Below are 24,645 nucleotides of genomic sequence, written 5' to 3' on the forward strand. Positions count from 1 at the left end.
TCCCTTCTCCCTTGTGGGGGAAGGGTCACAGATGAGAGGCGCACCCGCCCTCATCAACTGCCCGCAGTTTCTTTTATTGAGCTTGAGGAGTGATGATGTTCAACCCGGTTGATCACCCCCACCGTCGTTTCAACCCGCTGACCGGCCAATACGTGCTGGTCTCCCCCCACAGGGCCAAGCGCCCCTGGCAGGGTCAGGTCGAGAAGGTGAGCCAGGCGCCGAGCCAGGCCCATGACCCCGACTGCTTCCTCTGTGCCGGCAACAAGCGCGTCACCGGCGACCAGAATCCCGACTATCGGGACACCTTCGTCTTTACCAACGACTTCGCTGCCCTGATGCAGGACACCCCGGCCGCCAGTGGCGAGCAGGATCCCCTGCTCAAGCTGGAAGCCGCCCGCGGCACCAGCCGGGTCATCTGCTTCTCGCCGGATCACGGCAAGACCCTGCCCGAGCTGCCTCTGCCCGCCATCGAGAAGGTGATCACCACCTGGATGGAGCAGGTGGCCGAGCTATCGGCCCAGTGGGAGTGGGTGCAGGTGTTTGAAAACAAGGGCGCCGTCATGGGCTGCTCCAACCCGCATCCCCACGGTCAGCTGTGGGGCAGCGACTTCCTGCCCAACGAGATTGCCCGCGAAGAGCAGCACCAGCGCGCCTGGCTGGCGGAGCACGGCCGCCCGCTGCTGGTCGACTACGTGGAGCGGGAGCTGCAGGATCGCTCCCGCATCGTGGTGGAGACCGAACACTGGCTGGCGGTAGTGCCCTTCTGGGCGGCCTGGCCGTTCGAAACCCTGCTGCTGCCCAAACGCCATGTCCCCTCTCTGCTCGACCTCACCCCCGAGCTGCAGCAGGATCTGGCCATCGCGCTCAAGGAGCTCACCAGCCGCTACGACAACCTGTTCGAGTGCAGCTTCCCCTACTCCATGGGCTGGCACTTTGCACCGCCCCGCTCCGACTGCCCAGAGGCGTGGCAACTGCATGCCCACTTCTATCCGCCCCTGCTGCGCTCCGCCACGGTGCGCAAATTCATGGTGGGCTTCGAGATGCTGGCCGAGACCCAGCGCGACCTGACTCCGGAGCAAGCCGCGGAGCGCCTGCGTACCCTTTCCCCCGTTCATTACAAAGCCAATGAGGTGACCCCATGACCCCGAGCCAGCGCGTCAGCGCCGTGTTTGCCGAGCAGTTTGAGCAACAACCCGACCTGCTGGTGCGGGCCCCCGGCCGCGTCAACCTCATCGGCGAGCACACCGACTACAACGACGGCTTCGTGCTGCCCTGCGCCATCGACTACGAGACCTGCGTCGCCATCGGCCTGCGCGATGACAGCCTGGTGCACGTGATCGCCGCCGACTACGGCAACCAGCGCGACCTGTTCGATCTCGGCCAACCCATCAATCATCATGCCGACCAGCGCTGGAGCGACTACATCCGCGGGGTGGTGAAGTACCTGCAGGAGCGGGGCTATCCCCTGCGCGGCCTCAATCTGGTGGTCTCCGGCAACGTGCCGCAGGGGGCCGGCCTCTCCTCTTCCGCCTCGCTGGAGGTGGCCATCGGCCAGGCCTTCAAGGAGGCGCTGGGGCTCACCATCAGCCAGGCCGAGATTGCCCTCAACGGCCAGCAGGCGGAGAACCAGTTCGTCGGCTGCAACTGCGGCATCATGGACCAGATGATCTCCGCCAGCGGCAAACAGGATCACGCCCTGCTGCTCGACTGCCGTTCGCTGGAGACCCGCCTCATCCCCATGCCCACCGATCTGGCGGTGCTGATCGTCAACTCCAACGTCCGTCGCGGCCTGGTGGACAGCGAATACAACACCCGTCGCCAGCAGTGCGAAGCAGCCGCCCGTCACTACGGGGTCAAGGCGCTGCGCGATCTCGATCTGGCGGCTCTGGAAGCGGGCAAGGCCGGGCTGGATGAGGTCTGCTACCGCCGCGCCCGTCACGTGGTGGGCGACAACAGCCGCACCCTGGCCGCCGCCGATGCGTTGGAGCAAGGGAATCTGATGCGCCTCGGCGAGCTGATGGCCGACTCGCACGCCGCCATGCGCGATGACTTCGAAATCACCGTGCCCGCCATCGACGGTCTGGTGGAGATCATCAAGGCCAGGATCGGTACCGAGGGCGGCGTGCGGATGACCGGCGGCGGCTTCGGTGGCTGCGTGGTCGCCCTGCTGCGCCCAGAGAAAGTGGCCGAGGTGATCGCCGCGGTCGATGCCGAGTACCCGGCCCGCTTCGGCCTCAAGGCCGACAGCTACGTCTGCCGCGCCAGCGCGGGGGCGGGAAAACTATGAGCCCATTTATGATGCAGGCCTGCCGGATCGGCAACACAGGTGCAGGCAGACTATGAACGACGCCATGATCCCGTTCGAGCTGGAAAACGAGGAGGGGCTGCGCCTGCGCGGCCTCGACTTCGGCGCCACCCTCACCTCCCTCACCCTGCCGGTGGCGGGATCTCGCCGTGAAGTGCTGCTGGGCTGCGCCGATGAGGCCTATCCCGCTCAGCAGGTGTGGCTGGGTGCGGTGGCGGGACGCTTTGCCAACCGCATCGGCAACGCGGAGCTGCTGCGCGATGGCCAGCGCTGGCCGCTGGATGCCAACCAGCCCCCCCACTGCCTGCACGGCGGACGGGCGGGGTTTCATCGCCAGCACTGGCAGATCAAGGAGCGGGAGGCGGACCGGGTCAGACTGACCCTGCTCTCCCGAGCGGGGGATCAGGGCTTTCCCGGCAACCTGCGGGTCACGCTGGAGTACCGGCTGGAGCAGTGCGATCTGGTGGTAGATTTCGTCGCCAGCACGGATGCATTGACCCCGGTCAGCCTCACCAGCCACACCTACTTCAATCTCGATGGACAAGCCGGCGATGGCGATGTGCGTGACCACCTCATCCGCCTCAACGCCGACCGCTTCCTGCCCACCGACCAAAGCGGCCTGCCGCTCGCGATCGCACCGGTGGAGGGGCCGTTCGATCTGCGCCACGAGCGCCTGATCGGACAAGATTGGCTGAGCCATCCCCAGCAGCAACAGGCCAAGGGGTATGACCACGCCTTTGTGCTCAACGGGCCGAGCGCCGAGTGGGCGGCGCGGGTGGTCTCGGGGGATCGCCAGCTGGCCATGGAGGTCTACACCAACCAGCCCTCGCTGCAGTTCTACAGCGGCAACTGGCTGGCCAATACGCCGGCACGCGATGGCCAGCTCCATCGGGATCACGCCGGCTTCTGCCTGGAGGCCCAGCAACTGCCGGACAGCCCCAACCGGCCCGAGCTGGGGGATCCCTGGTTGCTGCCGGGGCAGACCTATCGCCACCAGACCCGCTATCGCTTTATCGCCGCCAGCTGACCCCGGCCCCCTCTTCTCCCGCGCAGACATGCCGAGCGAAGAGGGACCGGGGTCACCCCTCGCCTCTGCTCGCAAACAATCCCACGCAAGGAGTCGTTATGGATGATCACTACCTCGCCGCCCCCGACCGCTATCAGCGCCAACCCTATCGACCCGCCGGTCGCCACGGCCTGCACCTGCCCGGCATAGCTCTCGGGCTCTGGCACAACTTCGGCGCCGAGTGCGATCCCGCCACCGCAAAAGCCATGGTGCACCAGGCGTTCGATCTGGGCATCACCCACTTCGATCTGGCCAACAACTACGGGCCGCCGCCGGGGTCGGCCGAGCTCACCTTCGGCAAGCTGCTCAAAGGGAGCCTGGCGCCCTATCGGGACGAGCTCATCATCGCTAGCAAGGCGGGATACATCATGTGGGATGGCCCCTACGGCGACGGCGGCAGCGCCAAATACCTGTTTGCCAGCCTGCACCAGAGCCTGCGCCGGCTCGGCCTCGACTACGTGGATATCTTCTATCACCACAGGCCGGATCCGCGCACCCCGCTGGAGGAGACCTGCCAGACGCTGGCGCTGATGGTGCGTCAGGGCAAGGCGCTCTACATCGGTCTCTCCAACTACCCGGCCCCGCTCGCCGCGCAGGCCGCCGCCCGGCTGGCGGAGCTGGGCACCCCCTGTCTGGTCAACCAGCTCAAATACTCCCTGTTTCAGCGCGACATCGAGGCTGAAACCCTGCCGGTCTGCCGCGAGCACGGCATGGGGGTGGTCGCCTTCTCCCCGCTGGCGGGCGGACTGCTGAGCGATCGCTACCTGGCGGGCATTCCGGCGGATTCGCGCGCCGCCAGCGCCAGCCCCTTCCTCAAGCCCGAGCAGATCACCGCCGAGAAGCTGGCCACCATCCGGGCCCTGCATGCGCTGGCGCAGCAACGGGGCCAACCGCTGTCACAACTGGCGCTGCAGTGGGTCCTGCGCGACTCTGTGGTGAGCTGCGCCCTGATCGGTGCCAGCAGCCCGCAGCAGATTGTCAGCGCGGTGGAGGCCCAGGCCCAGCCCCCGCTGGATGCGGCGCTGCTGCAGCAAATCGAGGGGATCCTGGCCGGTCAGGGTCCCGCCTGATCGGGGCCGCTGAGCGCCGAACGCCATGAGGGTCCGAATGAAAACCAATGACCTCGCCGTCGATCCCGCCGGCGGGGCCTGGCGCCAACACAATATTCACTGGTTGCCTGCCCTATTTTCCTCCATCATTGGTCGCCCCCGGCTCGGCTCGGGGCCGACTTCAACCGGACCAATAATCAAGAGATCTGAAACATGACAGAGTCTTACGCCCTGTTTGTCGCCTTCGTGCTGGGCATAGTGGAGGGCCTGACCGAGTTCCTCCCCGTCTCCTCCACCGGCCACATGATCATCGTCGGCCACCTGCTTGGCTTCGACGGCCCCAAGGCTGCCACCTTCGAAGTAGTGATCCAGATGGGCTCCATCCTGGCGGTGGTCGCCGTGTTCTGGCGCCGCCTGTTTGGCCTCATCGGCATCCACTTCGGCCAGAAGCCGGCGCAGGGACACGCCACCCTCTCGCTGGTGCACATCATCCTCGGCATGCTGCCCGCCGTCGTCATCGGCCTCGCCATCCACAGCTGGATCAAGGCTCATCTGTTCGGCCCGCAGACCGTGATGTACGCCCTGGTCGCCGGCGGCATCCTGCTGATCATCGCCGAGAAGTTCCGCCCCGCAGTGCGCTCCGAAACCCTGGACGACATCAGCTACAAGCAGGCGCTCGGCATCGGTCTGTTCCAGTGCCTGGCGCTCTGGCCCGGTTTCTCCCGCTCCGGTGCCACCATCAGCGGCGGCATGCTGATGGGGATCAGCCGTCAGGCGGCGGCCGAGTTCTCCTTCATCCTGGCGGTGCCCATGATGGTGGCGGCCAGCGGACTGGATCTCTACAAGAGCCGGGATCTGCTCTCCATGGCCGACTTCCCCATGTTCGCGGTGGGCTTCATCACCGCCTTCGTGGTGGCCATGATCGCCATCAAGACCTTCCTGGCGCTGATCCGTCGCCTCGACTTCATCCCGTTCGCCATCTACCGCTTCGTGGTGGCCTTCGCCGTCTATCTGGTGTTCGTCGCCTGATCAGGCCGCGACACCATGCAAAAAGGGACCCTAGGGTCCCTTTTTTATTGCCGCCATGGCTCAGTAGAGGCGATGGCTGATGCCGTTGAGCAGCCGCGACAACCCCTTGGTGAACTGCACCGGCGCATCCTGCACCGTGTAGCAGAGGCAGCCGTCCGGCGTGTGCGGACTGTGAGCGTGGCTGGCATCGCGCCAGATGAAGTCACCCGCCTGATAGCGGGTGTCGCCATCTTCGATGGTGCCGGCCAATAGCAGGGTCAACTCATAACCCTTGTGAGTGTGCTCAGGGATGCGGCCGCCCGCCTCTATGTGCAGCAGGCTGGCACGGGACCCCTGCTCATCGAGCGGCAGGCTCACCTGCCGGATGGCGCCGATGTGGCGCCAGCTGGGGGCGTGGTGACGGGCCAGTACCCGCGGCAACCGATACGACTGGCCCGCCACCTGCAGCTCGAGCCGGGCCACCGCCGACTGACTCAACGCGGCCGCAGTGGCCATCGGCTGTTGCAGTATGCCGGCCAGCATGGCATCGAACTCTGCCGGCAGTGGCTCGCACTCTTCGGCCGGGGTCAGGTATTGCCGGGCCAGCTCCTCTTCGCAGGCCCGCAGCCGGGCCGCACAGTCGGGGCAGAGCTCGCAGTGGGCGGAGACGCCGACGGCCAGCGGCAGGGGCAGTTCGTCGGCGGCAAAGGCGCGCAACATGGCCTGAACGGGATGGGCTTTAATCATGGCCTTGCTCCACTTGTTCCTTCAATTTCTGTAACGCCAGTCTGAGGCGGGATTTGATGGTGCCGAGCGGCACGCCGAGCCGGTCTGCCAGCTCCTGCTGGGAGAGCTCCTGCAGGTAGATGCCGCGCACCACCTGCTGCTGTGGTTCCGGCAGGGTGCCGAGGTAATGGGCCATCTGGCGGGTCAGCACCGCGTCTTCGCCGCCGCTCAGGTGCTCCTCTTCCGCCCTGTACTCCAGCATGGGCCACAGCTCCTCGGCGCAGAGCTCTTCCTTGCTGGCGCGGCGCCGGCGCAGCATGTCGAAGCCCTGGTTGCGCATGACGGTGTAGATCCAGGTGGTGGCGGCGCCCTTGTCGGGGTGGTAGAGACGGGCCTTCTGCCAGACCAGCAGCATGGTCTCCTGCACCAGCTCCATGGCGTTGGCCTCGCTGCCGAGGTGGCGCAGCCCGTAGCTGCGGATACGCGGCGCGAAGTGCTGGAACAGGGTGGCGAAGGCAGCCTTGTCGCCATGTTCGGCAACCCTGACGAGCAGGGACTTGAGATCGCCGGCTGGGTCATCCATGGGGGGCGATATCCTGTACGGGGTCGATTGTGATTGGCCAGTATATGCCATTGCGCCATGCCTTGAAGAGGGTGGTGAGTGCCAATACGTACGGCGCGGCAAAAGGATCATCGGCGCAGCCATCAAAAACGGCTCAGTGGCTGGCGACCAGCAATCCGCTCAGCAGGGAGAGCGCCGGCTGGTTGTCTTCCGCCGCCACCAGCCACTGTTTCTGCTCAACGGGGATGGGCAGCACTTCCAGCCAGCGCTGGGCCACCCAGCTGGCATCGTCCCAGTCCGGGTTGCGGTAGAGGGCCGCGTACTCCGGATAGTCGTTGAACACCTCCTGCAACGCCCTGGCCAGCGAGTGCTGGTCGGCATTGAGCCGGCCGGTGCGCCAGGGGGGGAGCACCTGCACATCCCCGACCCGCAAGCCGTCCGACTCCTGCCACAGATCGGTGATCCTGACCCGTTCCATGCCGAGCACCGTGATGCCGAGCAGACCGTCCGGCAGTTGATCGAAGTCGACGATCCGTACCCGGGTGGCGATGGGGTACATGTTGCGCAGCGCATCGGGCTGGCGGGGATCCAGCATGCAGATAGCAAACCCCTGCTCTCCCGCCTCGGCGATCATGCGCTGATATCTGGGCTCGAAGATGCGCAGCGGCATGATGCCACCGGGCAGCAGGTGGGCCGAGAGGGGAAACAGCGCCAGTTTCATCGACAGATTCCTCGGTAAAAGGTACCTGTTGATACGACCGGGGCGGCGGGGCAGATCATTCAGAACGAGTTGGAATAAAAAACCCCTTAACAATCAGGGGAAAATAGCCTGGACAAGCCGCTTCAATATGCAGTAGAAATGGATAAGCACCGTAATTTCCGTCCAATATTCTGGGATCTGGTGCCAAATGCAGTGAAATATCCGCCCGACCGCGAGCGGCGGGTCATCCCTATAGTTTTCTCGGGCCGATGCGGGTAAAATTCACGCCCTTATATATCAGTCATTTTTCGACGCGCAACCTTGGTGGTCAGTTATGAAAGAGCATATTCATCATCTACTTGAACAAACGGTAGCCAATCTCAAGTCAGCGGGCATCCTGCCGGCGGACCTGGAAGCCCGCGTGCAAGTAGACCGATGCAAGGAGAAGGCTCACGGTGACCTGGCCACCAACCTGGCCATGCTGCTGGCCAAACCGGCCCGCAAGAATCCCCGTGAGCTGGCCGCTGCCATCATCGAGCACCTGCCCGCCTCCGACCTGATCGCCAAGGTCGAGATCGCCGGCCCCGGCTTCATCAACTTCTTCTTCGACCCGAGCTGGCTGGCCGGTCAGGTAGAGGCCATGGTGACCTCCGCCAACGCCAACGTGAAGCTGCCAACCCCGCAGACAGTGGTGGTGGACTACTCCGCCCCCAACGTGGCCAAAGAGATGGCGGTGCATCACATCCGCTCCACCGTCCTCGGTGACGTGGCTGCCCGTGCCCTCGAGTTCCTGGGCCACAAGGTGGTGCGTGCCAACCACATCGGCGACTGGGGTACCCAGTTCGGCATGCTGATCGCCTATCTGGAGAAGATGGCCAACGAGCACGCCTCCGACATGGAGCTGCGCGATCTGGAAGCCTTCTACACCCAGGCCAAGCGTCACTACGACGAAGACGAAGCGTTCGCCGAGCGCGCGCGCAACTACGTGGTCAAGCTGCAGGGTGGTGATGAGTACTGCCGCACAATGTGGAAGAAGCTGGTCGACATGACCATGGAGCAGAACCAGCGCAACTACGACCGCCTGAATGTCTCCCTGACCAACAAGGACATCATGGGCGAGTCCATGTACAACGACATGCTGCCGGAAATCGTCGCCGATCTGAAAGCGCGCGGCCTGGCGGTCGAGAGTGAAGGCGCCACCGTCGTCTTCCTGGACGAGTTCAAGAACAAGGATGGCGAGCCCATGGGCGTCATCATCCAGAAGAGCGATGGCGGCTTCCTCTATACCACCACCGACATCGCCTGTGCCAAGTATCGTTACGAGACCCTGGGCGCCGACCGGGTGATGTACTTTATCGACTCCCGTCAGCACCAGCACCTGATGCAGGCCTGGACCATCACCCGCAAGGCGGGCTATGTGCCGGAATCCGTGCCCCTCGAGCACCACGCCTTCGGCATGATGCTGGGCAAGGATGGCCGTCCCTACAAGACCCGCTCCGGCGGCACCGTCAAGCTGGTCGATCTGTTGAATGAGGCGGAAGAGCGCGCCGCCGCCCTGCTGGAGAGCCGCAACAGCGACCTCTCCGCCGAGGAGAAGGCCCAGGTGGTGCACGCCATCGCCATGGGTGCGGTCAAGTATGCGGATCTCTCCAAGAACCGCACTACCGACTACATCTTCGACTGGGATCTGATGCTCTCCTTTGAAGGCAACACCGCGCCCTACCTGCAGTACGCCTACACCCGTATCCAGTCCATCTTCCGCAAGGCCGGCGTCGATGCCGACACCCTGGGCGGCAAGGTGGTCCTGAACGAAGAAGCGGAAGAGACCCTGGCCCAGAAGCTGATCCAGTTCTCCGACGCGGTCAACGGCGTGGCGGACAAGGGCATGCCGCACCTGCTCTGTACCTATCTGTACGAGCTGTCCGGCAACTTCATGACCTTCTACGAAGCCTGCCCGATCAACAAGGATGGCGTGGACGAGGCGACCCGTCAGAGCCGTCTGCTGCTGTGCGCCGCCACCGCCAAGGTCCTCAAGCTGGGCCTGGGCGTACTGGGCATCCACACCCTGGAGCGCATGTAATAGATGGCGACCCGGGATTATGTCGGCAGCCGCCCGCGACGTCGGGCGGGTGGTCGCAACACCAAGAAAGCGGCACCTCGCCGCTTTCCTGTTATCCCGGCCCTGCTGGCCGGGGTGTTGCTGGCGGGGTTCGGCGGCTTCCTCTACATGATCAGTGGCAAGGGCAACGACGCCCCCACCATTGAAGAGCAGGTGAAAGCCAACAAGCCCAAGGCCCAGAGCAACGGCCTGCCGCAGGAGAAATGGAGCTACATCGAACGGCTGGAGAACAAGCAGGTCGACATCGTCGAGCCGCCCCCCCAGCCGGGCGTGCTGCCGCCACCGCCGGCGGAAACCATGACCCTGCAGCCGGAGAAGCTGCCGCAGCCGGTGCCGACCAATATTCCCCAGCCCGGAACCCCCATCGGCCAGGTGCAGCCCTACAAGCCGCAACCGGTACAACCGGCCAAGCCGGCGACCGGCGCGCCGGTAGCCAGTGCCCAGGAGCAGGTGATCGACCGCAAGGCAGAACGGGATCGGATGGAACGGGAGCTGCGCGCCGAACTGGAGCGGGAACGGGCCGAGGCCGCCAGGGCCCAGGCGGCGACCCAGTCTGCGCAGACTGCGGCCGCCGACACCGGGCGCTACATGATGCAGTGCGCCGCCCTGCGTTCGCAGGATTCCGCGGAATCCCTCAAGGCGCGTATCGCCTTCACCGCCGGGCTCTCCTCCAGCCTGCAGGTGGTCAACGGGGCCGGTGGCGCCGTCTACAAGGTGATGGTGGGCCCCTTCAGCGGCAAGGCGGCGGCCGACGCGGCCAACCGCAAGCTGCAGGGCTCAGGCATCAGCGGCTGCATCCCCAAGAAGGGGTGATCGCAGCATTCATACCACAGGGCCGGGTGGCAACACCCGGCCCTGTTTCTTTTGGTGCCAGTTGCCACCGCTCCTCTTCTGCCCCGTTGGTCTCGCCACACCGCAGGCTTGAAAAGCCGGTTTGGCATCCCCATCTTTCTTGCCATGCACAGTCAGGCCGTCATTCGGCTCAAGCGAGGTAAGTAAAGTGACTACCATAGTTTCAGTTCGCCGCAACGGTCAGGTCGTCATCGGTGGCGATGGCCAGGTTTCCCTTGGCAACACCGTCATGAAGGGCAACGCCCGCAAGGTTCATCGCCTCTACAACGGCAAGGTACTGGCTGGTTTCGCCGGCGGCACCGCCGACGCCTTCACCCTGCTCGAGCGCTTCGAAGCCAAACTGCAGGCCCATCAGGGCAACCTGGAGCGCGCCGCCGTGGCGCTGGCCAAGGACTGGCGCACCGATCGCGCCCTGCGCCGCCTCGAGGCCCTGCTGGCCGTCGCCGACGAGCACAAATCCTTCATCATCACCGGCAACGGTGACGTGGTGCAGCCGGAGCACGATCTCATCGCCATCGGCAGCGGCGGCAACTTCGCCCAGTCCGCCGCCATCGCCCTGCTGGAGAACACCGAACTGGATGCCAAGAGCATCGTCGAGAAGTCCCTCAAGATTGCGGGCGACATCTGTGTGTTCACCAACGGCAACCACACCATCGAAGTGCTGGACTACACCGCCAAATAAGGCCGCCAGCCAAACCCCATTTTCCAAGGGGTGAGCCCTGCCCGCCCCGGATACAGGAACACCATCATGTCCGAGATGACCCCGAGAGAAATCGTCCACGAGCTGGACAGACACATCATTGGTCAAGCCGATGCCAAGCGTGCGGTGGCCGTGGCCCTGCGCAACCGCTGGCGCCGGATGCAGCTCTCCGAGGAGATGCGCCACGAGGTGACCCCGAAGAACATCCTGATGATCGGTCCGACCGGTGTCGGCAAGACCGAGATCGCCCGTCGTCTGGCCAAGCTGGCCAACGCCCCCTTCATCAAGGTCGAAGCGACCAAGTTCACCGAAGTGGGCTATGTGGGCAAGGAAGTGGACAGCATCATCCGCGACCTGACCGATGTCGCCATCAAGCTGGTGCGCGAGACCGAGATGGAGAAGATGAAATACCGCGCCGAAGAGGCCGCCGAAGAGCGCATCCTCGACGCCCTGCTGCCCAACCCGCGCAACAGCTGGGGCGAGGAAGAGAAAGCCGACAACTCCAACACCCGCCAGATCTTCCGCAAGAAACTGCGGGAAGGTCAGCTGGATGACAAGGAGATCGAGCTGGAGCTCTCCGCCTCCCCGATGGGCGTCGAGATCATGACCCCGCCGGGCATGGAAGAGATGGCCAACCAGCTGCAGGGGCTGTTCCAGAACCTGGGCCAGAACCAGAAGAAGAAGCGCAAGATCAAGGTCAAAGAGGCCATGAAGGCGCTGATCGAAGAGGAAGCGGCCCGCCTGGTCAACCCGGAAGAGCTGAAGCAGAAGGCCATCGCCTCGGTCGAGAACAACGGCATCGTCTTCCTCGACGAGATCGACAAGATCTGCAAGCGCGGCGAGAGCTCGGGCCCGGACGTTTCCCGTGAAGGGGTTCAGCGCGACCTGCTGCCGCTGGTCGAGGGCTGCACCGTCAACACCAAGCACGGCATGGTCAAGACCGATCACATCCTGTTCGTCGCCTCCGGCGCCTTCCAGATCGCCAAGCCGTCCGACCTCATCCCCGAGCTGCAGGGTCGTCTGCCGATCCGGGTCGAGCTGACCGCGCTGACCACCGAAGACTTCGAGCGGATCCTGACCGAGCCGAACGCCTCCCTGACCGATCAGTACAAGGCGCTGATGGCCACCGAAGGGGTCAACATCGAGTTCACCCAGGACGGTATCCGCCGTCTGGCCGAAGCGGCCTGGCAGGTCAACGAGCGCACCGAGAACATCGGCGCCCGTCGTCTGCACACCGTGATGGAGCGACTGATGGAAGACATCTCCTACGACGCCTCCGAGAAGTCCGGCGAGACCTTTGTCATCAACACCGACTACGTCAACGCCCACCTCGGCAAGCTGATTGAAGACGAGGACCTGAGCCGCTTTATCCTGTAACAGCTTGATCGGAGACGAGGATCTGAGCGGTTTAATATCCTGCTCAACCCCGTAGCAAGACGCCTCCCCTGTGGAGGCGTCTTCGTTTTCAGCGCTCTCTCAGCTCGCAGTCTTCCCGGGTCGCATTGCCCGGCACATAGCCTTCACCTCTCCCCGCCAGCCAGAGTGCGCTCATCAGCAGCAGAGCCGTCAGGGCGAAGGTGGCCCGCATGGCGAATGCCAGCTCGCTCGCACTGGCGACGGTCGGATTGCCGCCTCCCGCCAGGGCGGCAAACAGGGCCCCCAGCCCCGCCGCCCCCGTCAGCTGGCCCAGATTGCGCGACAGGGTCAGCAACCCGGCCACGGCGCCACGGGTCTGTTCGTCAGCGGCACCGATCACCTGGCTGTTGTTGGCGGTCTGGAACAGGGCGTAGCCAGCAGTCAGCAGCAACACGGGCAGCAGGTATCCCACCGGGCCCCCGCCGCTGCCCAGGGTGGCCAGCAGCACCACCGCAGCGCTCATCACCAGCAAGCCCAGTCGCACCACTGTGATGGCGCCGGTCCTGTCCACCAGCCAGCCGGCTGGCATCCCGCTCAATGCCGCCAGCAGGGGTCCACCCGAGATAAGCAGCCCGCTGGTCAGCGGGCCGAGCCCGAATACCCCCTGCAGATAGAAGGGGCCGATCAACAGGGTCGCCACCATCACCCCGGCCACCAGCGCACTGGCCGCCAGAGCGCCGCGCAGCCGCCGGGTTCGCAGCAACGCCAACGGCAACAGAGGAGCGGGGGAGCCCAGTTCGCTGCGCACCAGCCAGGCGGCGGCCAGCAGCGCCCCGCCCCCAAGCCAGAGGGCCGGGACGCCTGTCGTAGTGAGCGCCAGCCCGTAGCCCAGCAGCGTCACCAGCAGCCACCCCAGGCTGGCCAGGTTGAGTCGTGTCCCCTGCCCGCTCGCCCCGTCATCGGGCAAGCCGGCACGGGCACAGAGCAGCGCCAGCAGGCCTAGGGATAGCAGCGCCAGGAAGGCAGCCTGCCAGCCCGCCACCTCCAGCAGCAGGCCGCCAAGCGAGGGTCCCAGCGCCGTACCGCAGGCAGACAGGGTGCCGAGCAATCCCATGCTCCAGCCCCGTCTGGCCGGTGACACCAGCTGCCCTACCATGGCCAGCGACAGCGTCAGCATGCAGGCCGCACTTGCCCCCTGCAGCGCCCGGGCGGCGATCAGCCAGCCGATGGTCGGCGCCAGCGCGCAGAGCAGGGAGGCCAGCGCAAAGCCCCCCATGCCACAGAGCAGCAACCGACGCCGACCGAACCTGTCACCCAGCCGGCCCGCCACCAGCGTCAGGCAGGTGAGCCCCAGCAGGTAAGCCACCAACACCCATTGCAAGGCGGCGAAGGGCAGATGAAAGGCTGCCCCCAATGCCGGCAGCAAGATGCCGCCCATGCTGGCCGCCAGCATGGGCAACAGGGTGGCGAGGCCAAGCGCCAGCAGACCGAGACGAGGCGCCGCCAGGGGCGGGAAATGGGTTGATGTTGACATGAGCCGGGCTCCACATAGGGGTGATGACGACAAGGCTAGTGGGGCCGGTGAGCAGGCGGAAGACGCACCAGTTGCAGCTTATCAATGCAGCGGACGCCATATGAGGGTGCCCGTTCTCGGGTATGATGAAGCTGGCCCCTCTGCTCCCACTCCGATGAAGGCATGCACATGAGCACTCCCGACCTCAATCTGCTGATCACCCTGGATGCCCTGCTGGACGAAGGTAGCGTGGCGGGCGCCGCCAGACGACTGGGCTTGAGCCCCTCTGCCATGAGCCGGGCCCTGGCAAGATTGCGGGAGACCACCGGCGACCCGCTGCTGGTGCGGGCCGGCCGCGGCCTGGTGCCGACCCCTCGAGCCCAGTTGCTGCGCGAGCAGGTCGGTCGGCTGGTGCAGGAAGCAGAGAGCATGCTGAGCCCCCGGCAGGAGGTCGACCCGGCGCGGCTGGAGCGCACCTTCACCCTGCGCGCCAGCGAGGGGCTGGTGGAACTGTTCGGCGCCGCCCTGCTGAACCGACTCGCCACCGAGGCCCCCGGAGTGCGGCTCCACTTTCTGGCCAAGCCGGACAAGGAGAGCGGCCCCTTGCGCAGCGGCGAGCTGGATTTCGAGACCGGGGTCATCAGCGCCACCACGGCGCCCGAGCTGCGTACCCAGGCCCTGTTTCAGGACCACTTCGTCGCCGTAATGCCCCCCGGTCATCCGCTCTGCGATAGCCCGCTGACCGCCAGCCGCTACGCCGGGGCGCGCCACGTGCTGGTGTCCCGCCGTGGCCAACCCCACAGCCCGGTCGATGAGGCGCTGGCCAAGCAGGGGCTCTCGCGCACCGTCGCCACTCTGGTGCCCGGCTTTGCCACCGCGCTAGCGCTGGTGCGCGGCAGCGATCTGGTGGCCACTGTGCCTGAGCGTCACTGCGCCGCCCTGCTGGGGGATCTGGTTGTTCGTCCCCTGCCCTTCGCGCTGCCAGCGATCCGGGTCGCCCTGCTCTGGCACCCCAGGCTGGATGCCGACCCGGCCCACCGCTGGCTGCGCACCCTCATCCGCGATATCTGCGCCCAGGAGCCTTACCGCCCCCTTCCCTGACCCCCCGGTTCTGCTGGCAACCCATGGCTGCCGTCATCCCATGAAGGAATTTTTCACGCTTTTTGACGGTACGGGCATTTCTTTGCAGAGTCAGCCAGACAGCCCCTGCAGCGGTGGCTCCGATCCCCACGCCATAACCAATTGCACCACTGGTATACCTATTTATGTATAGCTTTGAATTATCAGGAATTACCCCTGAGGGGATATATAAATAGACACTTGATTTGCATCAATCGCCCGCCCCTGCTGACTGGGTAGCCTAGCCTCAGAATGATGTTTTATTACTCCAAACTAGAGGCAATCATGAGCAAAGTCAGACTGGTCGTTGTGGGCAACGGCATGGTGGGGCACCGCTTCATCGAAGAGCTGATCGAGCGGGCCGACCCGGGCCGCTACGAGATCACCGTCTTCGGTGCAGAACCCCGCCCCGCCTACGATCGCGTCCATCTCTCCTCCTACTTCTCCCACCACACCAGCGAAGATCTCTCTCTCGTCAAACCCGGTTTCTACGACAAGCACGGCATCCGGTTGCTGCTCGGCGAAGCGGTGAAAAAAATCGACAGGGCCAACCGCGAAGTGCACTCCAACAAGGGCACCGTGGTCGAATACGACAAGCTGGTGCTGGCCACCGGCTCCTACCCCTGGGTGCCGCCCATTCAGGGCAGTCAGCACCACGAATGCTTCGTCTATCGCACCATCGAGGATCTCAAAGCCATCCGCAGCGCGGCCAAGAGCGGCAAGAGCGGGGTGGTGATCGGGGGCGGCCTGCTTGGCCTGGAAGCCGCCGGCGCCCTCAAGGCACTGGGTCTCGAGACCCATGTGGTGGAGTTTGCCCCGGTACTGATGGCCGAGCAGCTCGACGGCCAGGGCGGCCAGCTGCTGCGCCGCAAGATCGAATCCATGGGCGTGCAGGTGCACACCAGCAAGAGCACCAGCGAGATCCTGATGCATGGCGGCGAACAGGCGAAACACCGCCTCGCCTTCGCCGACGGCAGCCAGCTGGAAGTGGACGTGGTGGTCTTCTCCACCGGCATCCGCCCACAGGATACTTTGGGCCGCTACGGCGATCTGGCCATCGCCGAGCGCGGCGGCATCGTCATCGACGATCACTGCCTCACCTCCGACCCCGACATCTACGCCATCGGCGAGTGCGCCGCCTGGCAGGGCCGCTTCTTCGGCCTGGTGGCACCGGGCTACAAGATGGCCCAGATCACCGTCGACCATCTGCTGGGCGGCGATAGCCGCTTCGAAGGGGCTGACATGAGCGCCAAGCTCAAGCTGCTCGGCGTCTCCGTCGGCTCCATCGGCGATGCCCACGGGCGCACCCCGGGCAGCCACAGCTATGTGTTTCAGGACGATCAGGCCGGCGTCTACAAGAAGATCGTGGTGAGCGAAGACAACAGCCGATTGCTCGGTGCCGTGCTGGTGGGTGACGTGGAGGATTACGGCAACCTGCTGCAGATGATGCTCAATGCCCTGCCGCTGCCGAGCCACCCGGATACCCTGATCCTGCCCGCCTACGCCGGCGCCAAACCGACCCTGGGGGTGGATGCCCTGCCAGAGAGCGCCCAGATCTGCTCCTGCTTCGACGTCTCCAAGGGCGACATCGCCAAGGCCGTCGCCGAGGGTCACACCACCCTCGCCGCCATCAAGCAGCACACCAAGGCCGGTACCGGCTGCGGCGGCTGCGTGCCCCTCATCAGCCAGGTGCTCAACGCCGAACTGGTGAAACAGGGCATCGAGGTCAACAACCACCTCTGCGCCCACTTCCCCCACTCCCGTCAGGAGCTGTTCCACCTGGTCAAGGTGGAGGGGATCAAGAGCTTCGATGAGCTGCTGGCCAAACATGGCCAGGGCCATGGCTGCGAGGTGTGCAAACCGACGGTCGGCTCCATCCTCGCCTCCTGCTGGAACGACTACGTGCTGAGCCCGCTCAACACCCAACTGCAGGACACCAACGACATCTTCCTCGGCAACATGCAAAAGGACGGTACCTACTCCGTCATCCCGCGCATGGCCGGTGGCGAGGTGACCCCGGAAGGGCTGCTGGCGGTGGCCGAAGTGGCTCGCGACTACAAGCTCTACACCAAGATCACCGGCGCCCAGCGCATCGGCCTGTTCGGGGCCCAGAAGGATGATCTGCCCGCCATCTGGCGCAAGCTGCTGGCGGCGGGCTTCGAGACCGGTCAGGCCTACGCCAAGGCGCTGCGCATGGCCAAGACCTGCGTTGGCAGCACCTGGTGCCGCTTCGGCGTGCAGGACAGCGTCGGCCTCGGGGTCTTCCTCGAGAACCGCTACAAGGGCATTCGCACCCCCCACAAGATGAAGTTCGGTGTCTCCGGCTGTACCCGCGAATGTGCGGAAGCACAGGGCAAGGATGTCGGCATCATCGCCACCGACGCGGGCTGGAACCTCTATGTCGGCGGCAACGGCGGCATGAAACCGCGCCACGCCGACCTGCTGGCGTCTGACCTCGACCGCGAGACCCTGATCAAGCTGATCGACCGCTTTATGATGTTTTACGTCACCAGCGCCGACAAACTGCAGCGCACCTCGGTCTGGCTCGGCAACCTGGAAGGGGGCGTCGACTACCTGCGCGAAGTGATCGTCGACGACAAGCTGGGACTGGCCGAGACGCTGGAGCGCGATATCCAGACCCTCATCGACAGCTACGAGTGCGAATGGTCGCGCACCCTCAACGAAGAGCAGGCGTTGCAGCGCTTCAGCCACTTCATCAACAGCGACAAGCGCGACCCGGACGTCCAGTTCGTCGCCGAGCGCGCGCAGCACAGACCCGCCACTCCGGCCGAGCGCATCCCCGTCTACCAGATCGAGGTGGAAACCAAATGATGAAACTTGCCTGCCAACTCAACGACATCATGCCGGGAACCGGTGTGTGCGCACTCATTGAAGGGCGCCAGATCGCCCTGTTCCGCCCGAGCGCGGCGGCCGAGGTGTTCGCCATCGACAACCGGGATCCCTTCTTCGCCGCCAACGTACTGTCGCGGGGCCTGATCTGCGAACACGACGGTGATCTCTGGGTGGCCAGCCCGCTCAAGAAGCAGCGCTTTCGCCTGAGGGACGGCCACTGTTTCGACAACCCTGCGATGTCGGTGCAGAGCTATCCCGTTGAAGTGCGCGACCAGCAGGTCTGGGTTGCCGTCTAACACCATGCATATCAGGGCTGCCCGCGGGCGGCCCTCTTGAAGGAAACAAAGATGTATACCGAAACCATCAACAAGTGCGCCGTCAACGCGGCCCGCATCAACCGTTTCGAGCGCAGCGACAAGCTCGGCTTCTGGCTCAGCTCCGCCATGGCGGGGGCCTATGTGGGCCTGGGCATCATCCTCATCTTCACCCTGGGCAACCTGGTGGATCCGAGCATCCGTCCGCTGGTGATGGGGGCCACCTTCGGCATCGCCCTGACCCTGGTCATCATCGCCGGCTCCGAGCTCTACACCGGCCACACCATGTTCCTCACCTTCGGGGTGAAGACCGGCAAGATTTCCATGGGGGATCTGCTGCGCATCCTGCCGCAGACCTGGGCTGGCAACCTGCTCGGATCCATCGCAGTGGCGCTGATCTACTCCTACGGCGGCAGCCTGCTGCCGGACGCAGGCAGCCTGGCCCACAAGGTCGCGCTGGCCAAGACCCAGGCACCGGCGCTGACCCTGTTCATGAAAGGGATCCTCTGCAACTGGCTGGTCTGCCTCGCCATCTGGATGGCGCTGCGCACCGAGGGTGCCGCCAAGTTCATCGCCATCTGGTGGTGTCTGCTGGCCTTCATCGCCTCCGGCTACGAGCACTCGGTCGCCAACATGACCCTGTTCGCCCTCTCCTGGTTCGGTGCCCACTCCGAGGCCTACACCCTGAGCGGCATCGGCCACAACCTGCTGTGGGTGACCCTGGGCAACACCGTCTCCGGCGCCCTCTTTATGGGCCTCGGCTACTGGTATGCCACCCCCAAGGCTGAGCGCCCGGTCGCGGTAAGCGAGACCACCACCACTGCCAGCCAGACCCAAACCGCCTGATCAGGAGGCCCCATGGACTACTTGCCCATCTTTTGCCGACTCGACAACAAACCCGTGCTGCTGGTCGGCGGCGGCGAGGTAGCACAGCGCAAGGCGCGCCTGCTGCTGGATGCCGGTGCCCAGCTCACAGTAGTTGCGCCCGAGCTCGACCCCGAGCTGACAGAGCTGGCTGCCAGCGGCAGCATCGAGTGGCTGGCCGGTGAATTCGCGCCGCAGCAACTGGCGGGCAAGTGGCTGGTGGTGGCCGCCACCGATCGGCGCGAGGTGAACGCCCTGGTCTACCAGAGCGCGAATCAGGCGCGGATCTTTGCCAACGTGGTGGATGACCCGAAGCGCTCCAGCTTCATCATGCCGTCGATCATCGATCGCTCGCCGCTGATGGTGGCCATCTCCTCCGGCGGCAAGGCCCCGGTGCTGGCCCGGCTGCTACGGGAAAAACTGGAAGCCCTGCTGCCGCAACATCTGGGGGCCGTGGCGACCTTCGCCGGCAGCCTGCGGGATCGGGTCAAGGCGCGGTTCGCCACCATGGGGGAGCGACGTCGCTTCTGGGAGCGGCTGCTCGGGGCAGACCGGCTCGGTCAGGCGCTGGCGCGGGGCGATCACGCCTCTGCCCACCAACTGGCCGACAACCTGTTTGCCGACGAGAGCCAGACCGGTGGCGAAGTGGTGCTGGTGGGAGCCGGCCCCGGCGATCCGGGCCTGCTCACCCTGCACGCCCTGCGCCAGATGCAGCAGGCTGACGTAGTGGTCTATGACCGGCTGGTCTCCGACGAGGTGATGGCGCTGGTGCGCCGCGACGCCAAACGCATCTTCGTCGGCAAGCAGGCGGGCAACCACTGCGTGCCCCAGGAGGGGATCAACCAGCTCTTGCTGGAGGAGGCGCAGAAGGGCCAGCGGGTGGTACGGCTGAAGGGGGGCGATCCCTTTATCTTCGGCCGTGGCGGCGAGGAGCTGGAGACGCTGGTCGGCACAGGCATCGGCTTTCAGGTAGTACCCGGCATCACCGCGGCCAGCGGCTGCGCCGCCTACGCCGGCATTCCACTGACTCACCGCGACCATGCCCAGAGCGTGCGTTTCGTCACCGCCCATGGCAAGGGGGGCGCCCGGGATCTCGACTGGCCGCTGCTGGCCAAGGACAAACAGACGCTGGTGTTCTACATGGGGCTCTCATCCTGCGCCACCATCCGCGAGCAGTTGCTGGCCCACGGCAAGGGGGGCGACACCCCGGTGGCGCTGATCGAGCGCGGCACCCAGCCGAGCCAGCGGGTCATTCGCGGCACCCTCGATCAGTTGCCCGAGCTGGCGGTGGGGGTGGAGAGCCCGGCGCTTATAATGGTGGGCTCGGTGGTAACCCTGGCTGACTCCCTCGCCTGGTTCGGGCAAGGGGCAACCATAGAGACGGCGCTGGCTTCGGCCTGATATCACCTCATATGCAAACGCCACCCTGGGGTGGCGTTTCTTTTCCTGCATTTACTGTCATAACCTCTTGTTTTGAGTCTGGTATCCTATGGGATGTGTCAGCCGGACCACCGAATTCAGGAATTCAGTTTCATGTCTCTCCCCGCCAAGAACAACGCCAAGCAGCGTGAACAGGACAGAGCACGCATCCTCACCCTGCTGCTCGCCGACGACGCCCTCACCGACAGCCTGCTCGACCCGCAAGGGGAGCAGGACGCCGAACTGCGGAACCAGACCAGCGAGCTCACCCGACTGGTCAACAGCCTGCCCGCCGCCGATATCGCCGATGCGCTGGAGTCCCTGCCGCCGGACGAGCGCCACGTACTGTGGCAACAGGTGGATGCGGACAAGCACGGCCAGATCCTGGTGGAGGCCTCGGAGACGGTATGGGACAGCCTCATCAGCGGCATGAGCGACAAGGAGCTGCTGCATGCCCTGAGCACCCTCGACATCGACGATCAGATCTATCTGGGCCAGTACCTGCCCCGCAACCTGATGGGGCGGCTGCTCACCTCCATGGCCCCGGCCCAGCGCGACCGGGTGCGGGAGGTGATCCGCTACGGCAAGCACACGGTCGGCGCCATGATGGACTTCGAGCTCATCACGGTGCGGGCCGAAGTGAGCCTGGCCACGGTGCAGCGCTACCTGCGCCTGCGCGGCAAGATCCCCGCCAACACCGACAAGCTGTTCGTCATCGACCGGCGCAACCGGCTGCAGGGGGAGCTGCCGCTCACCACAGTGCTGCTGCACAGACCCGAGACCCGGGTGAGCGACGTGATGGAGAAGGATCCGGTCACCTTCGATCCGGAAGACAACGATGAGGCGGCCGCCCGTACCTTCGAGCGGGACGACCTGGTCTCCGCCGCCGTGGTGGATGCCAGGGGCAAACTGATGGGCCGGCTCACCGTCGCCGAGGTGGTGGATCTGGTCTATGAGGAGAGTGACACCGATCTGCGCCGGATGGGGGGGATCAGTGAAGAGGAGGACGTGTTCGCGCCCGTCTCCAAGGCGGTCAAGACCCGCTGGGCCTGGCTCGCCATCAACCTCTGCACCGCCTTCGTGGCATCGCGGGTGATCGGTCTGTTCGAGCACACCATCTCCCAGCTGGTGGCGCTGGCGGCGCTGATGCCCATCGTCGCCGGCATCGGCGGCAACACCGGCAACCAGACCATCACCATGATAGTGCGGGCGCTGGCGCTGCAGCATATCCAGACCGGCAACGTCTCCTTCCTGCTGTGGCGTGAGCTGGGGGTGGCCCTGATCAACGGCCTGGTGTGGGGCGGCACCATGGGGGTGGCCACCTACATCCTCTATCAGGATGCGGCGCTGGGCGCGGTGATGACGCTCGCCATGATGCTCAACCTGCTGGTGGCGGCGCTGATGGGGGTCATCATCCCCATGACCATGAGCCGGCTGGGCCGCGACCCGGCGGTGGGGGCCAGCGTGATGATCACCGCCATCACCGACACCGGCGGCTTCTTCATCTTCCTTGGGCTGGCCACCCTGTTCCTGCTTTAATCCGCTTGGCAATAAAAAGGGAGCCTTTATGGCTCCCTTTTTCATTCGGCGCGGCCGCTACACCCGGTATTTGGCCACCGCCTGGTTGAGCAGTTTGGCCTGCTCGGTCAGGCCGTGGCTCGACTTGGCGTTCTCCTCCGCCATCAGGCTCGACTCCTGGGCGATGTCGCGGATGTTGTTGACGTTGCGGTTCACCTCGTTGGCCACCAGGCTCTGCTGCTCGATGGCGGCGGCAATCTGGGTGCTCATGTCCATGATGTGGGTGACGTCCTGGGTGATCTGCTCCAGCAGTTCGCCCGCCATGCTGGCCTGCTCCGAGCTGCTGTTGCCCTGCTCGCGGCAGGTCGCCATCATGCCCACTATGTTGCCGGTCTGCTTCTGCAGCGAGCTGATGATGCCGGCGATCTCCTGGGTCGACTTCTGGGTGCGGATGGCGAGGCTGCGCACCTCGTCCGCCACCACCGCAAAGCCGCGCCCCTGATCCCCCGCCCGCGCCGCCTCGATGGCCGCGTTGAGAGCCAGCAGGTTGGTCTGCTCGGCGATGCCGCGGATCACGTCCAGCACAGAGCCGATGGTTTCGCTCTCCTGCTGCAGCTGGGCCACTTCGCGGGAGGAGTTCTCCAGATTGTCGGCCAGGGAGCGGATCTGGCTGACGGTGTTCTCCACCGCACTGCGTCCCTCCATCGCCTTGTTGTTGGTGGTCTGGGCATTGTTGGCGGCCTGCTCGGTGTTGCGGGCAATCTCCTCTATGGTGGAGCCCATCTCGGTGGAGGCTGTCGCCACCATGTCGGTCTCCTGCAGCTGGCGGGCCGCCCCCTCGCTGGTGCGGCGGACGTTGCCTGAGAGGTGATCCGCCGCCTCGGTCAGGGTGTGCACGCTCTGCTTCACGTCGCCGATGAGGTGGCGAAAACCTCCCAGCATGACGTCCAGGTTGCTCGCCAGCTGCGCCATCTCGTCCGCCCCCTGCAGCTCGATCTTGAGGCGCAGGTCATTGTCCTGCCGGATGCGGTTGACGGTGTCGTTCACCCGCGAGATGGGGCGATCGATGCTGCGGCCCAGCAGCATGCTCATGATCCCCATCAGCACTATGATGACGCCGCCACAGACCAGCATCAGAGTGTTGAGGCGCGAGGTCTGCCGTACCAGCTCGTCGGCGATGTGCTTGTCGACAGCGGCGAACCCTTGCTCGGTCTGGTGCACCAGATCCCGCATCTGGCTGCGCAGCCCTTCCCCCTCATTCAGCCCCAGCACTTGCATCCCCTGCACCAGGGCGATGAAGTCCTGCTTGTACTGCTCGCTGGCCTGCTCCAGCTTGCCGCGTTCAGCCTCCGGCAAGGTTGCGAGCCGCTGCTGGAAATCCTTGTGCAGGGTCTGGAAGCGCTCCAGATACTGGATGTCGGAGCGCAGCATGAAGTCTTTCTCCGCCCGCCGCAGCTGCAGCATGGTGATGAGCAGTCCCTGCTCATCCAGCTGCTTGAGCCCCTCCTCCACCTCGTGCACCGCCGTCCGCAGGCGACCGTAGAGCCCATCCTCCGGCCCCAGCCCGATCTTCTGCTGCTGGACCACTAGCTCGTTGAAGGCCTTGCCATAGGCCTCCATCTGCTGATCCAGCATGGTCAGCTCGCCCTGCACGGCACTCAGGTTGTCCTCCTGGCTCAGGGTCTGGTTGAGCCGGTGAAAGTCAGCCAGCACTTCATTGAAGCGGGCAACAAAGGTCGGATCCTTGCGGATCAGGAAGTCCTTCTCCGCTCGTCGCAGGTTGAGCATGGCGATCTCGAGGCTGTCCACATTGCGCTGGGCCTCGGTCAGATGGCGACTCACCTGGTTGGAGTAAAAAAACAGGCTGCTCAATACCAGCATGGCCACGGCGACCAGCGCGGTATTCAGGATCAATTTATGACGGATGAGCACGATGAACCTCTCACAAACATGGGGTGGCATGCATTGAGCTTATGCAGAAAACGTTATCCCTGTTGTTGTTCAAGGAATATTCATTGAAATGCCAGTCCCACTCCTTATACTGGATCCCACCTGTTTCCAGCGGTGGATTTGACACAATGGAATACAACACTTCAGAACTGTGCGACATCTATCAGGACATGGTGGATGTGCTCGAACCCATGCTCTGCTCCTTCGGCGGCCGCGCCTCCTTCGGCGGCGTCATCACCACAGTCAAATGCTTCGAATCGAACGGCCTGATCCGTGAACTCGTCAAAGAGAACGGCGTTGGTCGGGTACTGTTGATCGATGGCGGCGGCTCCATGCGCCGTGCCCTGATCGACAGCGAGATCGCCACCACGGCGGCGGAGAACGAGTGGGAAGGGATCGTCTGCTACGGCTGCGTGCGCGAGGTCGACATTCTGGAAGATCTGGATATCGGCATTCAGGCGCTGGCGGCCATTCCGGTGGGGGCCGACAGCAAGGACGTAGGCGAGACCGATCTGCCGGTCAACTTCGGCGGTGTCACCTTCCTGCCGGACGACCATCTCTACGCCGATACCACAGGGGTGATCCTCTCCCCCGATGCGCTCGACATCGAGTAAGCAGAGCAGAGTGAGAATGGGAGCCAAGGCTCCCATTT

The 24,645-nt window shown here is 64.8% G+C and carries 21 protein-coding genes; 16 read left to right on the forward strand and 5 right to left on the reverse strand.

From position 1 onward, the window contains the following. Nucleotides 1–95: 95 nt before the first annotated feature. From G5134_RS06730 to bacA, 5 genes are all read left to right on the forward strand, one after another. A complete protein-coding gene (locus tag G5134_RS06730) occupies nucleotides 96–1,142 on the forward strand; it encodes a UDP-glucose--hexose-1-phosphate uridylyltransferase (RefSeq protein WP_065018501.1) in 1,047 nt (348 codons plus the stop codon). Then, nucleotides 1,139–2,287 (forward strand): galactokinase, encoded by a 1,149-nt coding sequence (gene galK / locus G5134_RS06735; protein ID WP_017784182.1) that lies wholly within the window; start codon nucleotides 1,139–1,141, stop codon nucleotides 2,285–2,287. The genes G5134_RS06730 and galK overlap by 4 nt, the downstream gene beginning before the upstream one ends. Nucleotides 2,288–2,339: 52 nt before the next feature. Continuing rightward, the gene (gene galM, locus G5134_RS06740) at nucleotides 2,340–3,332 is read left to right on the forward strand and encodes a galactose-1-epimerase (RefSeq protein WP_065018499.1); all 993 of its coding nucleotides are present in this window, start codon (nucleotides 2,340–2,342) and stop codon (nucleotides 3,330–3,332) included. A 98-nt stretch (nucleotides 3,333–3,430) separates the two neighbouring features. After that, nucleotides 3,431–4,441, forward strand: a complete 1,011-nt coding sequence (locus G5134_RS06745) for an aldo/keto reductase (RefSeq protein ID WP_065018498.1) — start codon at nucleotides 3,431–3,433, stop codon at nucleotides 4,439–4,441. 192 nt (nucleotides 4,442–4,633) lie between these two features. After that, entirely contained in the window at nucleotides 4,634–5,449 is an 816-nt protein-coding gene (bacA, locus tag G5134_RS06750) for an undecaprenyl-diphosphate phosphatase (protein ID WP_065018497.1), read from the forward strand. Between the two features lie 60 nt (nucleotides 5,450–5,509). Here the strand turns inward: bacA and G5134_RS06755 are convergent, their stop codons facing one another. The 3 genes from G5134_RS06755 to G5134_RS06765 all read right to left on the reverse strand — a co-directional run bounded on the left by G5134_RS06755 (nucleotide 5,510) and on the right by G5134_RS06765 (nucleotide 7,437). Then, on the reverse strand, nucleotides 5,510–6,175 hold the full coding sequence (locus tag G5134_RS06755) for a ChrR family anti-sigma-E factor (RefSeq protein WP_065018496.1): 666 nt from the start codon (nucleotides 6,173–6,175) through the stop codon (nucleotides 5,510–5,512). Further along, a complete protein-coding gene (locus G5134_RS06760; RefSeq protein WP_010635791.1) occupies nucleotides 6,168–6,737 on the reverse strand; it encodes a sigma-70 family RNA polymerase sigma factor in 570 nt (189 codons plus the stop codon). Before G5134_RS06760 ends, G5134_RS06755 begins: the two co-directional genes overlap by 8 nt. 133 nt (nucleotides 6,738–6,870) lie before the next feature. Further along, on the reverse strand, nucleotides 6,871–7,437 hold the full coding sequence (locus tag G5134_RS06765; RefSeq protein WP_411587465.1) for an LON peptidase substrate-binding domain-containing protein: 567 nt from the start codon (nucleotides 7,435–7,437) through the stop codon (nucleotides 6,871–6,873). Nucleotides 7,438–7,750: 313 nt separating this feature from the next. Between G5134_RS06765 and argS the strand changes: the two genes are divergently transcribed. From argS to hslU, 4 genes are all read left to right on the forward strand, one after another. Further along, nucleotides 7,751–9,496 carry an arginine--tRNA ligase gene (argS, locus tag G5134_RS06770; protein WP_017764841.1) on the forward strand — a complete coding sequence of 582 codons (1,746 nt, stop codon included), beginning with the start codon at nucleotides 7,751–7,753 and terminating at the stop codon, nucleotides 9,494–9,496. A gap of 3 nt (nucleotides 9,497–9,499) precedes the next feature. Then, entirely contained in the window at nucleotides 9,500–10,348 is an 849-nt protein-coding gene (locus G5134_RS06775; RefSeq protein WP_195879420.1) for an SPOR domain-containing protein, read from the forward strand. Between the two features lie 187 nt (nucleotides 10,349–10,535). Beyond that, entirely contained in the window at nucleotides 10,536–11,069 is a 534-nt protein-coding gene (gene hslV, locus G5134_RS06780; RefSeq protein ID WP_017779534.1) for an ATP-dependent protease subunit HslV, read from the forward strand. 66 nt (nucleotides 11,070–11,135) lie between these two features. Further along, nucleotides 11,136–12,464 (forward strand): HslU--HslV peptidase ATPase subunit, encoded by a 1,329-nt coding sequence (gene hslU / locus G5134_RS06785; RefSeq protein ID WP_005306542.1) that lies wholly within the window; start codon nucleotides 11,136–11,138, stop codon nucleotides 12,462–12,464. A gap of 88 nt (nucleotides 12,465–12,552) precedes the next feature. Here hslU and G5134_RS06790 read toward each other — a convergent pair whose 3' ends face one another. Next, on the reverse strand, nucleotides 12,553–13,977 hold the full coding sequence (locus G5134_RS06790) for an MFS transporter (protein ID WP_195879422.1): 1,425 nt from the start codon (nucleotides 13,975–13,977) through the stop codon (nucleotides 12,553–12,555). Nucleotides 13,978–14,145: 168 nt separating this feature from the next. On the opposite strand from G5134_RS06790, the gene G5134_RS06795 reads away from it, so the two are divergent. The 6 genes from G5134_RS06795 to mgtE all read left to right on the forward strand — a co-directional run bounded on the left by G5134_RS06795 (nucleotide 14,146) and on the right by mgtE (nucleotide 22,064). Then, on the forward strand, nucleotides 14,146–15,057 hold the full coding sequence (locus G5134_RS06795; RefSeq protein ID WP_195879423.1) for a LysR family transcriptional regulator: 912 nt from the start codon (nucleotides 14,146–14,148) through the stop codon (nucleotides 15,055–15,057). 303 nt (nucleotides 15,058–15,360) lie between these two features. Continuing rightward, a complete protein-coding gene (gene nirB, locus G5134_RS06800; protein ID WP_421231928.1) occupies nucleotides 15,361–17,907 on the forward strand; it encodes a nitrite reductase large subunit NirB in 2,547 nt (848 codons plus the stop codon). Continuing rightward, nucleotides 17,907–18,224 (forward strand): nitrite reductase small subunit NirD, encoded by a 318-nt coding sequence (gene nirD, locus G5134_RS06805; RefSeq protein WP_065018491.1) that lies wholly within the window; start codon nucleotides 17,907–17,909, stop codon nucleotides 18,222–18,224. The genes nirB and nirD overlap by 1 nt, the downstream gene beginning before the upstream one ends. Nucleotides 18,225–18,275: 51 nt before the next feature. Then, nucleotides 18,276–19,088: a nitrite transporter NirC gene (nirC, locus tag G5134_RS06810; RefSeq protein WP_065018490.1), complete on the forward strand. Its 813-nt coding sequence runs from the start codon at nucleotides 18,276–18,278 to the stop codon at nucleotides 19,086–19,088. Nucleotides 19,089–19,100: 12 nt separating this feature from the next. Continuing rightward, on the forward strand, nucleotides 19,101–20,507 hold the full coding sequence (gene cysG / locus G5134_RS06815; protein ID WP_065018489.1) for a siroheme synthase CysG: 1,407 nt from the start codon (nucleotides 19,101–19,103) through the stop codon (nucleotides 20,505–20,507). 132 nt (nucleotides 20,508–20,639) lie between these two features. Beyond that, nucleotides 20,640–22,064 (forward strand): magnesium transporter, encoded by a 1,425-nt coding sequence (mgtE, locus tag G5134_RS06820; protein ID WP_065018488.1) that lies wholly within the window; start codon nucleotides 20,640–20,642, stop codon nucleotides 22,062–22,064. Nucleotides 22,065–22,121: 57 nt separating this feature from the next. Here mgtE and G5134_RS06825 read toward each other — a convergent pair whose 3' ends face one another. Continuing rightward, entirely contained in the window at nucleotides 22,122–23,975 is a 1,854-nt protein-coding gene (locus tag G5134_RS06825) for a methyl-accepting chemotaxis protein (protein ID WP_026139115.1), read from the reverse strand. Between the two features lie 146 nt (nucleotides 23,976–24,121). Between G5134_RS06825 and rraA the strand changes: the two genes are divergently transcribed. Beyond that, the gene (gene rraA / locus G5134_RS06830) at nucleotides 24,122–24,607 is read left to right on the forward strand and encodes a ribonuclease E activity regulator RraA (RefSeq protein WP_005306574.1); all 486 of its coding nucleotides are present in this window, start codon (nucleotides 24,122–24,124) and stop codon (nucleotides 24,605–24,607) included. The last annotated feature ends 38 nt before the right edge of the window (nucleotides 24,608–24,645 follow it).

Source organism: Aeromonas sp. 600276 (genome assembly GCF_049175815.1).
GTDB lineage: Bacteria > Pseudomonadota > Gammaproteobacteria > Enterobacterales > Aeromonadaceae > Aeromonas > Aeromonas dhakensis.

What these genes read in the sequence shown, in the direction of transcription:
- G5134_RS06790 (WP_195879422.1), bottom strand. Translation starts at nt 13,977, where the DNA reads ATGTCAACATCAACCCATTTCCCGCCCCTGGCGGCGCCTCGTCTCGGT.
- G5134_RS06795 (WP_195879423.1), top strand. Translation starts at nt 14,146, where the DNA reads ATGAGCACTCCCGACCTCAATCTGCTGATCACCCTGGATGCCCTGCTG.
- galK (WP_017784182.1), top strand. Translation starts at nt 1,139, where the DNA reads ATGACCCCGAGCCAGCGCGTCAGCGCCGTGTTTGCCGAGCAGTTTGAG.
- G5134_RS06760 (WP_010635791.1), bottom strand. Translation starts at nt 6,737, where the DNA reads ATGGATGACCCAGCCGGCGATCTCAAGTCCCTGCTCGTCAGGGTTGCC.
- G5134_RS06745 (WP_065018498.1), top strand. Translation starts at nt 3,431, where the DNA reads ATGGATGATCACTACCTCGCCGCCCCCGACCGCTATCAGCGCCAACCC.
- rraA (WP_005306574.1), top strand. Translation starts at nt 24,122, where the DNA reads ATGGAATACAACACTTCAGAACTGTGCGACATCTATCAGGACATGGTG.
- G5134_RS06730 (WP_065018501.1), top strand. Translation starts at nt 96, where the DNA reads ATGTTCAACCCGGTTGATCACCCCCACCGTCGTTTCAACCCGCTGACC.
- G5134_RS06775 (WP_195879420.1), top strand. Translation starts at nt 9,500, where the DNA reads ATGGCGACCCGGGATTATGTCGGCAGCCGCCCGCGACGTCGGGCGGGT.
- nirC (WP_065018490.1), top strand. Translation starts at nt 18,276, where the DNA reads ATGTATACCGAAACCATCAACAAGTGCGCCGTCAACGCGGCCCGCATC.
- nirB (WP_421231928.1), top strand. Translation starts at nt 15,361, where the DNA reads ATGAGCAAAGTCAGACTGGTCGTTGTGGGCAACGGCATGGTGGGGCAC.
- mgtE (WP_065018488.1), top strand. Translation starts at nt 20,640, where the DNA reads ATGTCTCTCCCCGCCAAGAACAACGCCAAGCAGCGTGAACAGGACAGA.
- G5134_RS06765 (WP_411587465.1), bottom strand. Translation starts at nt 7,437, where the DNA reads ATGAAACTGGCGCTGTTTCCCCTCTCGGCCCACCTGCTGCCCGGTGGC.
- cysG (WP_065018489.1), top strand. Translation starts at nt 19,101, where the DNA reads ATGGACTACTTGCCCATCTTTTGCCGACTCGACAACAAACCCGTGCTG.
- bacA (WP_065018497.1), top strand. Translation starts at nt 4,634, where the DNA reads ATGACAGAGTCTTACGCCCTGTTTGTCGCCTTCGTGCTGGGCATAGTG.
- argS (WP_017764841.1), top strand. Translation starts at nt 7,751, where the DNA reads ATGAAAGAGCATATTCATCATCTACTTGAACAAACGGTAGCCAATCTC.
- nirD (WP_065018491.1), top strand. Translation starts at nt 17,907, where the DNA reads ATGAAACTTGCCTGCCAACTCAACGACATCATGCCGGGAACCGGTGTG.
- hslU (WP_005306542.1), top strand. Translation starts at nt 11,136, where the DNA reads ATGTCCGAGATGACCCCGAGAGAAATCGTCCACGAGCTGGACAGACAC.
- galM (WP_065018499.1), top strand. Translation starts at nt 2,340, where the DNA reads ATGAACGACGCCATGATCCCGTTCGAGCTGGAAAACGAGGAGGGGCTG.
- G5134_RS06755 (WP_065018496.1), bottom strand. Translation starts at nt 6,175, where the DNA reads ATGATTAAAGCCCATCCCGTTCAGGCCATGTTGCGCGCCTTTGCCGCC.